This is a genomic window from Geopseudomonas sagittaria (genome assembly GCF_900115715.1).
GTDB classification, from domain to species: Bacteria; Pseudomonadota; Gammaproteobacteria; order Pseudomonadales; family Pseudomonadaceae; genus Geopseudomonas; species Geopseudomonas sagittaria.
In genome coordinates, this window is record NZ_FOXM01000001.1 from 425,635 (window position 1) to 440,408 (window position 14,774).

Genomic DNA, 14,774 nt, shown 5'->3' on the forward strand with positions numbered 1-14,774 from the left:
GGCCATGCAGCGGATCAACCCCGCCAAGCTGCACCTCTCCAAGTGGACGGCAGTGCAGCCGGTCAATCGCGAGAAGCACTTCCTGGTCACCGAACTGTACCGTGACGAGGAAGGCGTGGTGCTGGCCATCGAACTGCAGGCGGTGCTCACCGGCCGCAGCCAACGCTGCGACTGGCGCACTTTGAAGGACGCCAGCCACTGGCGGATGGGCTGGCACTGACCGCGCCGTCGCGCCCTTGATCGCCACAAATCATTACAAAAGCTGTACAAAGTATTTGACCTGTACAACACATGCCCTATGATGAGGCTGTGTTGTACAGAAATCACTGCTTGTACAGGTTGCGCCCGCGCTGCTGTACAAGCCGCAGCCCAGGTGCCCGCCATGACCGCCGCCCAGCCACCCCGCCTCAAACTCGCCATCAGCGCCTGCCTGCTCGGCAACGAGGTGCGCTACAACGGCGGCCACAAGCAGTCGCAGCTGTGCAGCCAGACCCTGGCGCGCTACTTCGACTTCCAGCCACTCTGCCCGGAAATGGCCATCGGCCTGGGCGCCCCGCGCGAGCCGATCCGCCTGGTCGGCGATGCCCAGGCGCCGCGCGCGGTCGGCACCGTCACCCGCACCCTCGACGTCACCGAGGCGCTGGTCGGCTACGGCGAGCGCATGGCCAGCCAGCTTGCCGACATCAGCGGGCTGATCGTCATGCAGAAGTCGCCGTCCTGCGGCATGGAACGGGTCAAGGTCTACCAGGACGACGGCCGCCCGGCCGAGAAGGGCCAGGGCCTGTTCACCGCGACCATCGCCCGCCTGCGCCCGGAGTTGCCGATCGAGGAAGACGGCCGCCTCAACGATCCGGTGCTGCGCGAGAACTTCATCGCCCGCGTCTATGCCTACGGCGACTGGCAGCGCCTGTGCGCCGAGGGCCTGACCCGCAAGGCGATCATCGCCTTCCACTCGCGGCACAAGTACCTGCTGATGGCCCACAACCCGCTCAAGTACCGCGAGCTGGGTCGCCTGCTGGCCGGCATCGGCGAGCACGATCCCGCCGAGCTGGGCCCGCGCTACTTCAGCGCGCTGATGGCGGCGCTGCAGAAGTGCGCCACCCGCGGCACCCACGCCAACGTCCTGCAGCACCTGTCCGGCTACCTGCGCCGCGCCCTGCCCAGCGAGGAGCGCCGCGAGATCCAGCAGCTGATCGAGCAGTACCGCGCAGGCACGGTGCCGCTGGTGGTGCCGCTGACCCTGCTCAAGTACCACTTCCGCCGCCACCCGGACCGCTACATCGCGCTGCAGGCGTACATGCAGCCGCACCCGCATGAACTCGGCCTGCGCAACGCGATATGAACGGAGCACCGGCCATGCACGACCACTCGCCCCAGCCCCTCCCTGAAGGCCCACTCGCCGAGGACGCCGCGCTGACGCCCGAGCAGCAGGCCGAAGGCTGGCTGCCGATCCGCGAGGTGGCGCGGCAGACCGGGGTCAACCCGGTGACCCTGCGCGCCTGGGAGCGCCGCTACGGCCTGATCGTGCCGCAGCGCACCAGCAAGGGCCACCGCCTGTATGGTCAGGCGCACGTCGAGCGCATCCAGGCGATCCTCACCTGGCTCAACCGCGGCGTGGCGGTCAGCCAGATCCGCGACCTGCTCGACCACGACGCGCCGCCCGCCGGCAGCGCCGACGGGCCTTGGGACGCCCTGCGCGGCGAGCTGCTCGAGGCCGTCGCCACGCTGGCCGAGCGCCGCCTCGACGATGCCTACAACCGCGCCCTGGCGCTGTATCCGCCGCAGCCGCTGTGCCGCCACCTGCTGCTGCCGCTGCTCGCCGAGCTGGAGCAGCGCTGGCAGGGTCAGTTCGGCGCGGCGCTGGAGCGGGTGTTCGTCCGCTCCTGGCTGCGCAGCCGGCTCGGCGCACGGGTCTACCACAACAACCGCCAGCTGCAGGGCGCCCCGCTGCTGCTCGCCAACCTGTCGGAACTGCCGATGGAACCCGGCCTGTGGCTGTGCGCCTGGCTGCTCAGCGACAGCCAGTGCCCGGTCGAGGTGCTCGACTGGACGGTGCCGGCGGGCGAGCTGAGCCTGGCCGTCGAGCGCCTGCAGCCACGCGCCGTGCTGCTGTATTCCAGCCAGGCGCTGGACAGCCAGCAGCTGCGCCGCCAGCTGCCGCGCCTGCATGCCGGCTGTGGCGTGCCGCTGCTGCTGGCCGGACCAGCCGCGCAGATCCACCGCGACGAGCTGGCCGCCCTCGAGCGCCTGGCGCTGGTCGACTCGCCGCTCGACGCCCACCACTACCTGCACCAGCGCGGCCTGTTCGCCGCCGCCTCCTGAGGATCGAAGCCCATGACCCGCCTCGTCTGGCTGCGCAGCGACCTGCGCGTGCGCGACAACACCGCTCTGGCCGCCGCGGCCGCCGCCGGCAACGGCCCGCTGCTGGCGGTCTGGCTGATCACGCCGGCGCAGTGGCGAGCCCACGACGACGCGCCGTGCAAGGTCGACTTCTGGCTGCGCAATCTCGCCGAACTCTCGCGCAATCTCGCGGCGCTGAACATCCCGCTGCTGCTGCGCAGCGCCGAGCGCTGGGACGACGCGCCCGCCGTGCTGCTGCAACTGTGCCGCGAGCACGCCATCGAGGCGGTGCACGCCAACGCCGAATACGGCGTGCACGAACAGCGCCGCGACCAGGCGGTGGCCGCCGCCCTGCAGGCTGCCGGCATCGCCTGGCACAGCCATCTCGACCAGCTGCTGTTCGCCCCCGGCAGCGTGCTGACCAAGAGCGGCGGCTACTTCCAGGTGTTCAGCCAGTTCCGCAAGGTCTGCTATGCGCGCCTGGCGCAAAGCCTGCCGGCGCTGCAGGCGTTGCCGCGCATCCAGGCGCCGAACGGCATCGCCGGCGATCCCGTGCCGACCGCCATCGACGGCTTCCCCACGCCCAGCCAGAGCCTGCGCCAGCTGTGGCCGGCCGGCGAGGCGGCGGCGCACCGCCAGCTGGCGACCTTCGCCGACCAGCACCTGCAGTGGTACCACAACGAGCGCGACTTCCCCGCCAAGCCCGGCACCAGCGGCCTGTCGCCCTACCTGGCCGCTGGCGTGCTGTCGCCGCGCCAGTGCCTGCACGCGGCGCTGGCGGTCAACGGCGGCGAGTTCGCCGACGGCAATCCCGGGGTGGTCACCTGGATCAGCGAGCTGCTGTGGCGCGAGTTCTACAAGCACATCCTGGTCGGCTACCCGCGCGTTTCGATGGGCCGCGCCTTCCGCCGCGAGACCGAAGCGCTGGCCTGGCGCGATGCGCCGGAAGATCTGGAGGCCTGGCAGCAGGGCCGCACCGGCATTCCCATCGTCGATGCGGCGATGCGCCAGCTGCTGGCCACCGGCTGGATGCACAACCGCCTGCGCATGGTCGTCGCCATGTTCCTGACCAAGAACCTGTTGATCGACTGGCGGCACGGCGAGCGCTGGTTCATGCGGCAGCTGATCGACGGCGACCTGGCCGCCAACAACGGCGGCTGGCAGTGGAGCGCCTCCACCGGCACCGACGCGGCGCCCTACTTCCGCATCTTCAATCCGCTGACCCAAGCGGAGCGCTTCGACCCGGACGGCACCTTCGTCCGCCAGTGGCTGCCCGAGCTGGCCGGCGTGGACAAGCGCGACATCCACAACCCGGCGGCGCTGGGCGGGCTGTTCGGTCTGCCCAACTACCCGCGGCCGATCGTCGACCTGGCCCGTTCGCGCGAGCGCGCCCTGGCGGCGTTCAAGGCGCTGGATACGCAGCCCGCCTGAGCGGAGGAGCACGACCATGAGCGATTTCCTGCACGCCTTCGCCCGCCGTTTCGCCGCGCTGGACAAGGACAACCTCGCGCACCTCGGCGAGCTGTACAGCCTTGATGCGCTGTTCATCGATCCGCTGCACGAGATCCGCGGCCTGGCGGCGCTGCAGCGCTATTTCGCCGAGCTGTACGCCAACGTGCGCGACCTGCACTTCGAGTTCCACGGTTTCGACACCGTGCGCGAGGGCGGCAACGAGGGCGAAGGCTACCTGCGCTGGACCCTGAGCTACCGCCACCCGCGCCTGGCCGGCGGCCGGCTGATCCGCGTCGCCGGCTGCTCGCACCTGCTGTGGAACGACGGCAAGGTCTACCGCCACCACGACTATTTCGACGCCGGCGCGCTGCTCTACGAGCACCTGCCGGTATTCGGCCGGGTCATCGCCTGGCTGAAGAGGAGGCTGGCATGAACACCCCCACCCACGACGGCAAACGCATCTGGCTGACCGGCGCCAGCAGCGGCATCGGCGCCGCCCTGGCCGAGCAGTTGCTGCAGCGCGGCCAGCGCCTGGCGCTCAGCGCGCGGCGCCGCGAGCCGCTCGACGCCCTCGCTACGCGCTGGCCCGGGCAGGTGCTGGTGCTGCCGGGCGATCTCACCGATCCCGTGGCGGTCGGCGCCATCGCCGCGCAGATCGACCAGGCCTGGGGAGCGCTGGACATGGCCATTCTCAACGCCGGCACCTGCGAGTACCTCGACGTGCGCGCCTTCGAGGCGGCGATGGTCGAGCGGGTGGTGAACAGCAACCTGCTGGCCGCCGCCCACTGCATCGAGGCCGCCCTGCCGCTGCTGCGCCGCGGTCACCAGCCGCTGCTGGCCGGGGTGGCCAGCGCGGTGACCTTCCTGCCGCTGCCGCGCGCCGAGGCCTACGGCGCCTCCAAGGCGGCGCTGCGCTACCTGCTGCAGTCGCTGCGCATCGACCTGGCCGCCGAGGGCATCGCCGTCACCCTGATCAGCCCCGGTTTCGTCGACACCCCGCTGACTCGGCGCAACGACTTCGCCATGCCGATGCGCTGGCCCGCCGAAAAGGCCGCCCGGCATATCGCCGCGCGGCTGGAACAACGCCCGCTGGAAATCGCCTTCCCCACGCCGTTCATCGCCCTGTTGCTGCTGCTCGCCCACCTGCCCGGGCGCCTGCAACTGGCCCTGACGCGGCGCATGAGCCGCACTTCGCCCAAGGATGCCACCCGATGAAAATCGCCATTGTCGGCACCGGCATCGCCGGCCTGACCACCGCCCACCTGCTCGCCCGCCAGCACCAGCTGAGCGTGTTCGAGGCCGGCGACTGGATCGGCGGGCACACCCATACCGTGGACGTGACGGTGGACGGCCGCAAGCACGCGGTGGATACCGGCTTCATCGTGTTCAACGATTGGACCTATCCCAACTTCATCCGCCTGCTCGACCGGCTGGGGGTCGCCTCGCAGCCGACCGAGATGAGCTTCTCGGTGCACGAACCGAGCAGCGGCCTGGAGTACAACGGCAACACCCTCAACAGCCTGTTCGCCCAGCGCAGCAACCTGCTGTCGCCGCGCTTCTGGGGCATGCTGCGCGACATCCTGCGCTTCAACCGCGAGGCGCTGGCGGATCTCGGCAGCGGCCGCCTGCCGGCCGACATCACCCTCGGCCGTTACCTGGCCGAGCGCGGCTATGGCCAGCGCTTCATCGACCACTACATCGTGCCGATGGGCGCGGCGATCTGGTCGATGTCGCTGGCCGGCATGCTGGAGTTCCCGCTGGAGTTCTTCGTGCGCTTCTTCAAGAACCACGGCCTGCTGTCGGTGAACGACCGGCCGCAGTGGCGGGTGATTCAGGGCGGCTCGCGCAGCTACATCGAGCCGCTGATCGCGGGCTTTGCTGACGCCATCCGCCTCAACTGCCCGGTGCTGATGGTCGAGCGCGACGCCGACGGGGTGACGGTGCACAGCGCCGCCGGCCGCGAGCGCTTCGACCGGATCGTCTTCGCCTGCCACAGCGACCAGGCGCTGGCGCTGCTCGCCGCGCCGAGCGCGGCGGAGCGCGAGATCCTCGGCGCCCTGCCCTACGCCGACAATGACGTGCTGCTGCACACCGACATCCGCCTGCTGCCGCGTCGTCCGCTTGCCTGGGCGAGCTGGAACTACCGCCTCGGCGGCGACCCGCGCCAGCCGGCGGCGCTGACCTACAACATGAACATCCTCCAGGGCATCCGGGCGCCACAGACCTTGTGCGTCAGCCTCAACCAGAACGCGGCCATCGACCCGCAGCGGGTGCTCGGCCGCTTCAACTACGCCCACCCGCAGTACAGCCTGGCCGGCATGGCCGCCCAGGCGCGCTGGCGCGAACTGCACGGCGCCCAGCACAGCTACTACTGCGGCGCCTACTGGGCCAACGGCTTCCACGAGGACGGCGTGGTCAGCGCCCTGCGCGTCGCCGAAGCCTTCGGGGAACGACTGTGAACAGCGCGCTGTACAGCGGCTGGGTGCGCCATCGCCGCGTGCGGCCGCGGGCGCATGCGTTCCGCTACCGCATCGGCCTGCTGTACCTCGACCTCAGCGAGCAGGACGCGCTGTTCGGTCTGTCGCCGCTGGTCGGGCCTGGCCGCTTCGCGCCGCTGTCGTTTCGCCAGGGCGACTACCTGCCGCAGCTCACCGGCCAGGGCATGGCGCTGAGCGATGCGGTGCGCCAGTGCGTCGGCCAGGCGCTGGGCCAGGCGCCGCAGGGGCGCATCTGCCTGCTCACCCAGCCGCGCTGCTGGGGGCTGACCTTCAACCCGGTGAGTTTCTTCTACTGCTTCGACGAAGGCGGCCAGCTGGCGGCGATCCTCTGCGAGGTCAGCAACACGCCCTGGCGCGAGCGCTACCACTACGTGCTGCCGGCCGCGGGCAGCGGCAGCCAGCACTTCGCCGTGGCCAAGGCCTTCCACGTCTCGCCGTTCCTGCCGCGCGAGCTGGAGTACCGCATGCATTTCAGCGCGCCGGGGCGGCGCCTCGGCGTGCACATGGAGGACCACGACGCCGAGGGCCGCCTGTTCGACGCCACCCTCAGCCTCGAACGCAGCCCGCTGGATCGCGCCGGCCTGCATCGCCACCTGCGCGCCTTCCCGTGGATGAGCGCGAAAACCGTGCTCGGCATCTACTGGCAGGCCCTGCGCCTGGCGCTCAAGCGCGTGCCGCTGTTCTCCCACCAGCCGGCGGACGGCGACTGCCGCGTCGCCACCCGGATCCAGGAGCAAGCCCATGAAGACCTCTAGCCTGACCGCCTCCCGCGCCCGCCTGGCCGACGGCCTCGCCGCCGGCCTGCTGCGCCGCGCCGTGCTGCGCCAGCTCGGCCAGCTGCGCCGTGGCCGCCTGCTGCTGGTCGAGGGCGACGAGCGGCACAGCTTCGGCGACCCGCACGCCGCGCTGCACGGCGAGATCCACATCCACGACAGCGCCGCCTGGGGCCTGGTCGCCGGCAACGGTTCGATCGGCGCCGGCGAGGCCTACATCCACGGCTACTGGAGCAGCCCGGAGCTGACCGCGGTGATCCGCGTGCTGGTCGCCAACCTCGCGGTGCTCGACGCCCTCGAGGGTGGCCTGGCCGCCCTCGGCCGCCCCGTGCTGCGCGCCCTGCACTGGTTGAACCGCAACTCGCGGGCCGGCGCGCAGAAGAACATCGCCGCCCACTACGATCTCGGCAACGAGCTGTTCGAGGCCTTCCTCGACCGCACCATGATGTACTCGGCGGCGATGTTCCTCTCCCCCGCCGACAGCCTCGAGCAGGCGCAGCTCAACAAGCTGGAGCGCATCTGCCAGAAGCTCGACCTCCAGCCCAGCGACCACCTGCTGGAGATCGGCACCGGCTGGGGCAGCATGGCGCTGTACGCGGCCAGCCACTACGGCTGCCGGGTGACCACCACCACCCTGTCGCGCGAGCAGCACGCCTACACCGCGCGGCGCATCGCCGAGATGGGCCTGGAAGGTCGCGTCACCCTGCTGCTCAAGGACTACCGCGAGCTCGACGGCCAGTTCGACAAGCTGGTGTCGATCGAGATGATCGAGGCGGTCGGCCACCGCTACCTGCCCGAGTACTTCCGCCAGTGCGCGCAGCTGCTCAAGGCGGACGGGCTGATGCTGCTGCAGGCGATCACCATCCGCGACCAGCGCTACCGCCAGGCGTGCAACAGCGTCGACTTCATCCAGCGCTACATCTTCCCCGGCGGCGCGCTGCCGTCGATCGAGGCGATGCTGACCAGCGTCAGCCGCGACACCGACATGAACCTGCTGCACCTCGAGGACTTCGGCGCCCACTACGCACGCACCCTGCGCCACTGGCACGACAACCTGCGCCAGGTGCGCGGCCACCTCGAGCAGCTCGGCTACGACGAGCACTTCTACCGGCTGTGGGAGTTCTACCTGTGCTACTGCGAGGGCGGCTTTCTCGAGCGCAGCATCGGCACGGTGCAGATGCTGCTGGCCAGACCCGAGGCGCGGCCGGCGCCGCTGCTGGGCCAGCTGGAGCGCAGCGGCTGAGGCACCAGTCGTGCAGGCTGCGCTGTGCAGGGTGGGTCAGCCGCGCAGCGGCGTGCCCCACCAAGGATGCCGCAGGCATCCCCTTGCCGCCCTGCGCGGCTGGCCCCGACCAGCCGAGGCAGCGACAATGCCGCCCCCATTCGCAAGGTCGTGACCATGAACCGCAAACTGCTGCTCAACGCCCTGCTGTTCCAGGCCGGCTGGTTCGCCTGTGTGTTCTCCACCCAGCAGCCGTTGCTGCTCGGCGTGCCGGTCATCGTGCTGCTGGCGCATTTCCTGTGGGTCGCCGATTGGCGCTCGGAAGGCCGCCTGGTGGCCAGCGTGCTGCTCGCCGGCAGCGCTCTGGACAGTCTGCTGCTGCAGTTCGGCGTGTTCGACTTCGGCGACGACCCGGCGCGGCGGCTGGTGCCGCTGTGGCTGGCGCTGCTCTGGGCCCTGTTCGCCACCACGCTGAACCACTGCCTGGCCTGGACCGCGCGGCCCTGGTGGCTGGGCAGCCTGCTCGGCGCCGTGGCCGGGCCGCTGTCCTACTGGGCAGGCGCCAGCATCGCCGGGGTCGGGTTGCCGCTGGGCAGCGCGCCGACCCTGCTGCTGCTCGCCGGCCTGTGGGCGCTGCTGATGCCGGTGCTGCACGGCTTTGCCGCGCTGTACCGCGAGCAGGCGCGGCTGCGCGGCTGAAGCACTCAGACCTCGGGGTGGTGCTTTGCCTGTTTGGCGGACCTGCGGCCCGCATCGCCCCGGGGTCGGGCCTCCTACCGATACAGCGCCTCAGAACGAGGTGCGGTAGTGCAGGGTGTAGGTCTCGGCGCCGTCGTTGGGCTTCTTGATTCCGGCGTTGGAGTAGTGGATGGCGCGCACGCCGATCTCCTGGCCGGCGAAGCGCAGGCCGAAGCCGATGCGGTCCTCGAACTGGAAGGAGGTGCTCAGGTCGTGGCTTTCGTGCTCGGTGCTGTCGAAGAAGGCCGCGCCGATGCCGGCCTCGACGTAGGGGCGCACGCTATCGCCGGCGAACTCGTAGACGAACACCGGGGCGAACGACAGGCTGTGGTTGCTGGCCGACTCGTCGCCGGACCAGTAGGTGTAGCCGGCGTCCCAGTAACCGGTCAGGCGGCCGGTGGAGCTCTGCCACCAGCTGCGCTCAAAGTCGCGCTGCAGGCCCAGGCGCACCACCTCGGTGGACTCGCGGGTCACCCCGCCGGCCAGGGTCACGTCCCAGGCACTGGCCGGCGCACTCGCGCCCAGGGCCAGGGCCACGACGGCACCGATGCTCAGCAATCGCTTCATGGTCGGAACTTCCTTATTTTCGTTGTTGTGGAGGCGAATCCTCTGACCGCCGGTGCACCGCGCGCAGTGCCCGGCAGTGGCAATCTGCTTGCAGTATAGGAGCCGTTCGTCGGAACGAAAATGGCGCGGCGTCAGCGCTCCAGCGCGCCAACCGTCGCCGCCGCACCCCACAGCACCGGCAGCACGCGCGCCAGAGCGGCCGGCTCGCCGCTCGACCAGAAGCGCGCCGGCTGCGCCGGGCCGCTGGCCAGCAGGCCACGCTCGGCCAGCAGACGCTCGAGCTGGCGCGCCACTGCGGCGCCGGTGTCGATCAGCTCCACCCCGGCCGGCACCAGCTCGCGCAGCAGCGGCTTGAGGAAGGGGTAGTGGGTGCAGCCGAGAATCAGCGTGTCGCAGCCGGCCGCCAGCAGCGGCTGCACGTAGGAGGCGAGCAGCGCGCGGGTCTGCGCCGCCTGCAGGGCGCCCTGCTCGACGCATTCCACCAGCCCCGGGCAGGGTTGGGTGACCACCTGCAAGTCGTGGGCGAAGCGATCCAGCAGGGCGGCGAAGCGCGCACTCTTCAGGGTGCCGGTGGTGGCCAGCACGCCGACCACGCCGCTGCGGGTGGCCGCCGCGGCCGGCTTGACCGCCGGCTCCATGCCGACGATGGGCAGCCCGGGGTGGCGCTCGCGCAGCTCGGCCACCGCCGCCACGGTGGCGGTGTTGCAGGCCACCACCAGCGCCTTGGCGCCCGCGCCGAGGAGGAAGTCGGCGATCAGCCGGCAGCGCTCGCGGATGTATTCGGGACTCTTCTCGCCGTAGGGCACGTGGCCGCTGTCGGCGACGTAGAGCAGCGACTCGGCCGGCAGGCGCGCGCGGATCTCGCCGAGCACCGACAGACCGCCGACCCCGGAGTCGAACACCCCGATCGGCGCCTCACTCGACATGGCGGCCCCCGCAGACGGCGCACTGCGGGTCGCGCTTGACGCGCAGCTCGCGGAAGCGGCTGGTCAGCGCATCGACCAGCAGCAGGCGGCCGACCAGCGGCTCGCCGAAGCCGGCCAGCAGCTTGAGGGTTTCCAGCGCCTGGAGGCTGCCGACCAGGCCGACCAGCGGGCCGACCACGCCGGCTTCGCTGCAGGTCAGCTCGTCCTCACTACCCGCGCCGTACAGGCAGTGGTAGCAGGGGCTGGCGGCGTTGCGCGGATCGAACACCGCCAGCTGGCCCTCCAGGCGGATCGCCGCGCCGGACACCAGCGGCGTGCCGGCGGCGACGCAGGCGGCATTCACCGCGCTGCGGGTGGCGAAGTTGTCGCAGCAGTCGACTACCACGTCGACCGCCGCCACCGCCGCCGCCAGACTGTCGGCGTCCAGCGCCTGGCGCAGCGGTCTGAGCGCCACGTGCGGGTTAATGGCGGCGAGGCGGGCCATGGCCGAGTCGACCTTGGCCTGGCCGACGCTGGGCGTGTCGTGGATCACCTGGCGCTGCAGGTTGGTCAGGTCGACCGCGTCGAAGTCGGCCAGGTGCAGCTCGCCGACGCCGGCCGCCGCCAGGTACAGCGCCACCGGCGAGCCGAGGCCGCCGAGGCCGACGATCAGCACGCGGCCGTTCTTCAGCCGCAGCTGGCCGTCGATGTCGATCTGTTTCAGCAGGATCTGCCGGCTGTAGCGCAGCAGTTCGTCGTCACTCAACATGCGGTTCACCAAAAGAGGGCTCGCCATTCCAGCGGCCGAGGGTGATGCGCTGGTTGCCGCCCAGATCGCGGCGGCTTTCCACTTGCGTGAAGCCGCGGGCCGCGAACAGGGCGCGCACCGCTGCGCCCTGATCGTAGCCGTGCTCGAGCAGCAGCCAGCCGCCGGGCTCGAGATGCTCGGGGGCCGCGGCGACGATCTGGCGGATGTCGTCCAGCCCATCGGTGCCGGCGACCAGCGCGCTGGCCGGCTCGAAGCGCACGTCACCCTGGGCCAGATGCGGATCATCGGCGGCGATGTACGGCGGATTGCCGACGATCATCGCGAAGCGCTGCCCGGCCAGGGCGGCGAACCAGGCGCTCTCGACGAAGCGGGCATTGGCCAGCTTGAGGCGCGCGCGGTTGCGCTCGGCCAGCAGCACCGCCTCGAGCACGCGGTCGACGCCGAGCAGCTGCCAGACCGGTCGTTCGCTGGCCAGGGCCAGGGCGATGGCGCCGGTGCCGGTGCCCAGATCGAGCACGCGGGCCGGGCCGCCGGGGCACAGCGTCAGCGCGGTTTCCACCAGCAGCTCGGTGTCCGGACGCGGGATCAGGGTGTGCGGCGCCACTTCCAGATCCAGGCTCCAGAAGCCCTGCTGGCCGAGCAGGTAGGCCACCGGCTCGCCGCCGCGGCGGCGCTCCAGCAGGGCGGCGAAACGCGCAGCGGTCGCGGCGTCCACCGCTTGTTCGGGCCAGGTGCGCAGGTAGCTGCGCGACTTGCCCAGGCAGAAGGCCAGCAGCAGCTCGGCGTCCCGCCTGGGGCTGGGCGAGTCGGGCAGCTCGGCGGCGTGCAACAGGGATTCGATGGTGGGCATGGCAGCGGCGTTCTCCGGCGGAGGCGCGTTCGAATGTAGGGTGGACAACCGCACAGCGTTGTCCACCAGAAGCGACGGTGACGGCGGTAGAAAAGCGCTGCGCGCGTTTCTACCCTACGGCCTGGCGATCAAGCCACCGGCGCGCAGCATCAATCGCCCAGCGCCGCCAGCTGGTCGGCCTGGTATTCCTGCAGCAGCGGCTCGATCACCTGCTCCACCGCGCCGCCCATGATCTCGTTCAGCGAGTACAGGGTCAGGTTGATGCGGTGGTCGGTGACCCGACCCTGCGGGAAGTTGTAGGTGCGGATGCGCTCGGAACGATCCCCGGAGCCGACCAGCAGCTTGCGCGTCTCGGAGATTTCCTTGTGCGCGGCGGCGTCCTGCTGGTCCTGCAGGCGGGCCGCCAGCCAGCCCATGGCGCGGGCGCGGTTCTTGTGCTGCGAGCGTTCTTCCTGGCACTCGACCACCATGCCGGTCGGCAGGTGGGTGATGCGCACCGCCGAGTCGGTCTTGTTGATGTGCTGGCCGCCGGCGCCGGAAGCGCGGTAGGTGTCGACGCGCAGGTCGGCTGGGTTGATCTCGATGGCCGCCTGCTCGTCGGGCTCGGGCAGCACCGCCACGGTGCAGGCCGAGGTGTGGATGCGCCCCTGCGATTCGGTTTCCGGCACGCGCTGCACCCGGTGGGCGCCGGACTCGAACTTGAGCTTGGCGTAGACGTTGTCGCCCTCGACGCGGGCGATCACCTCCTTGTAGCCGCCGTGCTCGCCCTCGCTCTCGGAGAGGATCTCGACGCGCCAGCCCTGGCGCTCGGCGTAGCGCGAGTACATGCGGAACAGGTCGCCGGAGAAGATCGCCGCCTCGTCGCCGCCGGTGCCGGCGCGGATCTCGAGGAACACGTTGCGCCCGTCGTTGGGGTCCTTGGGCAGCAGCATGCGTTGCAGGCGGCTCTCCAGCACCTCGAGCTGCGCCTTGGCCGCGGTCACTTCCTCCTCGGCCATCGCGCGCAGGTCGGGATCGCTGTCCTTGAGCAGCGCCTGGGCGCCCTCGAGGTCGCCCAGCACCTTGCGGAACTCGCGGAAGGCGGCGTTGACCGGCTCGATCTCCGCATATTCGCGGGAGTAGGCGCGGAATTTGGTCTGGTCGCTGATCACCTCGGCGTCGCCGAGCAGCGCGGTCAGCTCCTCGAAACGGTCCTGCAGGGTATCGAGCTTGTTCAGCAGCGAGGCTTTCATCGGTGGTTTCACCATGGCCGGCGCCACGCCGGTCGATCGGCGCGGCGCGCACGGGCGGTTAGCGGTTGTGCCCGGCCCCGTCGAGGTCGAGCAGTTCCTGGGCTACGGCCAGCGCATCGTGGCGGCCGGCGGCGGAAAACTTCTTCAGCTGCACGCTGGGCGCATGCAGCAGCTTGTTGGTCAGGCCACGGGCCAGCTGGGCCAGCACGTCCTCGGCCGGGATGCCGTTGCCGAGCTGGCGCAGGGCCTTGGCCAGCTCCTCGTCGCGCAGCTGTTCGGCGCGCTGGCGGTAGCCGCGCAGCAGGTCGACGCTGTCGCGCTCGCGCAGGCGCGCCATGAACTCGTCGACCCCGGTCAGCACCAGCTCCTCGGCGGCGCGCGCAGCGCCCTGGCGGCTGCGCAGGTTCTCGGCGATGACCTCGTGCAGATCGTCGACGGTGTACAGGTAGACGTCGTCCAGTTCGCCGACTTCCGGCTCGATGTCGCGCGGCACGGCGATGTCGACCATGAATACCGGGCGGTGCTTGCGCTTCTTCAGCGCGCGCTCCACCGCGCCCTTGCCGAGAATCGGCAGCGGGCTGGCGGTGGAGCTGATGACGATGTCGCTGTTGACCAGTTGCTCGGGAATGTCGGCCAGCAGCACGGCCTGGCCGCCGACCTCCTCGGCCAGTTGGCTGGCGCGCTCGAGGGTGCGGTTGGCCACCACGATGCGCCGGATGCCCTGCTCGTGCAGGTGGCGGGCGACCAGGGTGATGGTCTCGCCGGCGCCGATCAGCAGCGCCTGGCTGCGCGGCAGGTCGCTGAAGATCTGCTTGGCCAGGCTCACCGCGGCGAAGGCCACCGACACCGGGTTCTCGCCGATGCGGGTGTCGGTGCGCACGGTCTTGGCGGTGCTGAAGGTGGCCTGGAACAGCCGGCCGAGCAGCGGGCCGAGGGTGCCGGCCTCGCGGGCGCTGGCGTAGGCGTCCTTCATCTGGCCGAGGATCTGCGGCTCGCCGAGGATCATCGAGTCCAGCCCGCAGGCCACGCGCATCATGTGGCGCACCGCGTCGTTGTCCTCGTGGATGTAGGCACAGGCGCGCAGTTCGTCGAGGCTGAGGCCGTGGTAGCCGGCCAGCCAGGCGAGGATCGCCTCGGCCTGCGCCTCGTCCAGCGCCAGGTACAGCTCGCTGCGGTTGCAGGTGGAGAGGATCGCCGCCTCGCGGCACGGCGTCACCCGGCACAGCTGCTGCAGGGCCTCGACCAGCTGCTCGGGGCCGAAAGCCACGCGCTCGCGGACCGCCACGGATGCGGTTTTATGGTTGATGCCGAGGGCGAGAAAAGCCATGCGGGGCTGCTGAGGTGGCCTGGAAGCCGACAATTGTCCTACTTAGGCCGGTGCAGGACAACTGCCTGACGTAGCCGCTCCCCTCGGCCCGACGATGACGC

16 protein-coding genes are annotated in these 14,774 nt (G+C 70.7%); 10 read left to right on the forward strand and 6 right to left on the reverse strand.

Going from position 1 to position 14,774, the window contains the following annotated elements; genetic code table 11:
• The first annotated feature begins 4 nt into the window (after positions 1-4).
• From BM297_RS02140 to BM297_RS02185, 10 genes are all read left to right on the forward strand, one after another.
• The gene (locus BM297_RS02140) at positions 5-220 is read left to right on the forward strand and encodes a TIGR02450 family Trp-rich protein (protein WP_092427814.1); all 216 of its coding nucleotides are present in this window, start codon (positions 5-7) and stop codon (positions 218-220) included.
• Positions 221-382: 162 nt separating this feature from the next.
• Positions 383-1,342, forward strand: coding sequence for a YbgA family protein (locus tag BM297_RS02145; RefSeq protein WP_092427816.1), 960 nt, complete (start codon positions 383-385; stop codon positions 1,340-1,342).
• Positions 1,343-1,356: 14 nt separating this feature from the next.
• A complete protein-coding gene (locus BM297_RS02150) occupies positions 1,357-2,322 on the forward strand; it encodes a MerR family transcriptional regulator (protein ID WP_092427818.1) in 966 nt (321 codons plus the stop codon).
• A gap of 12 nt (positions 2,323-2,334) precedes the next feature.
• Positions 2,335-3,771, forward strand: coding sequence for a deoxyribodipyrimidine photo-lyase (gene phrB, locus BM297_RS02155; RefSeq protein WP_092427820.1), 1,437 nt, complete (start codon positions 2,335-2,337; stop codon positions 3,769-3,771).
• 16 nt (positions 3,772-3,787) lie between these two features.
• Positions 3,788-4,225, forward strand: a complete 438-nt coding sequence (locus tag BM297_RS02160) for a nuclear transport factor 2 family protein (protein WP_092427822.1) — start codon at positions 3,788-3,790, stop codon at positions 4,223-4,225.
• Positions 4,222-5,007 carry an SDR family NAD(P)-dependent oxidoreductase gene (locus BM297_RS02165; RefSeq protein WP_092427824.1) on the forward strand — a complete coding sequence of 262 codons (786 nt, stop codon included), beginning with the start codon at positions 4,222-4,224 and terminating at the stop codon, positions 5,005-5,007. Before BM297_RS02160 ends, BM297_RS02165 begins: the two co-directional genes overlap by 4 nt.
• The gene (locus BM297_RS02170) at positions 5,004-6,251 is read left to right on the forward strand and encodes an NAD(P)/FAD-dependent oxidoreductase (RefSeq protein WP_092427826.1); all 1,248 of its coding nucleotides are present in this window, start codon (positions 5,004-5,006) and stop codon (positions 6,249-6,251) included. Before BM297_RS02165 ends, BM297_RS02170 begins: the two co-directional genes overlap by 4 nt.
• Complete coding sequence (locus BM297_RS02175; RefSeq protein ID WP_092427828.1) at positions 6,248-7,045, forward strand: DUF1365 domain-containing protein; 798 nt, start codon at positions 6,248-6,250, stop codon at positions 7,043-7,045. The genes BM297_RS02170 and BM297_RS02175 overlap by 4 nt, the downstream gene beginning before the upstream one ends.
• On the forward strand, positions 7,032-8,306 hold the full coding sequence (locus tag BM297_RS02180) for an SAM-dependent methyltransferase (protein WP_092427830.1): 1,275 nt from the start codon (positions 7,032-7,034) through the stop codon (positions 8,304-8,306). The genes BM297_RS02175 and BM297_RS02180 overlap by 14 nt, the downstream gene beginning before the upstream one ends.
• A gap of 156 nt (positions 8,307-8,462) precedes the next feature.
• A complete protein-coding gene (locus BM297_RS02185; protein ID WP_092427832.1) occupies positions 8,463-8,984 on the forward strand; it encodes a DUF2878 domain-containing protein in 522 nt (173 codons plus the stop codon).
• A gap of 90 nt (positions 8,985-9,074) precedes the next feature.
• Here the strand turns inward: BM297_RS02185 and BM297_RS02190 are convergent, their stop codons facing one another.
• The 6 genes from BM297_RS02190 to hemA all read right to left on the reverse strand — a co-directional run bounded on the left by BM297_RS02190 (position 9,075) and on the right by hemA (position 14,673).
• Positions 9,075-9,590, reverse strand: a complete 516-nt coding sequence (locus BM297_RS02190) for an acyloxyacyl hydrolase (RefSeq protein WP_092427834.1) — start codon at positions 9,588-9,590, stop codon at positions 9,075-9,077.
• Positions 9,591-9,721: 131 nt separating this feature from the next.
• Positions 9,722-10,516 carry a glutamate racemase gene (gene murI, locus BM297_RS02195; RefSeq protein ID WP_092427836.1) on the reverse strand — a complete coding sequence of 265 codons (795 nt, stop codon included), beginning with the start codon at positions 10,514-10,516 and terminating at the stop codon, positions 9,722-9,724.
• A complete protein-coding gene (locus BM297_RS02200) occupies positions 10,506-11,264 on the reverse strand; it encodes a molybdopterin-synthase adenylyltransferase MoeB (protein WP_092427838.1) in 759 nt (252 codons plus the stop codon). Before BM297_RS02200 ends, murI begins: the two co-directional genes overlap by 11 nt.
• Positions 11,254-12,114: a peptide chain release factor N(5)-glutamine methyltransferase gene (gene prmC, locus BM297_RS02205; protein ID WP_092427840.1), complete on the reverse strand. Its 861-nt coding sequence runs from the start codon at positions 12,112-12,114 to the stop codon at positions 11,254-11,256. Before prmC ends, BM297_RS02200 begins: the two co-directional genes overlap by 11 nt.
• A gap of 149 nt (positions 12,115-12,263) precedes the next feature.
• Positions 12,264-13,346: a peptide chain release factor 1 gene (gene prfA / locus BM297_RS02210; protein ID WP_092427842.1), complete on the reverse strand. Its 1,083-nt coding sequence runs from the start codon at positions 13,344-13,346 to the stop codon at positions 12,264-12,266.
• A gap of 58 nt (positions 13,347-13,404) precedes the next feature.
• Positions 13,405-14,673, reverse strand: coding sequence for a glutamyl-tRNA reductase (gene hemA, locus BM297_RS02215; RefSeq protein WP_092427844.1), 1,269 nt, complete (start codon positions 14,671-14,673; stop codon positions 13,405-13,407).
• Positions 14,674-14,774: the final 101 nt, after the last annotated feature.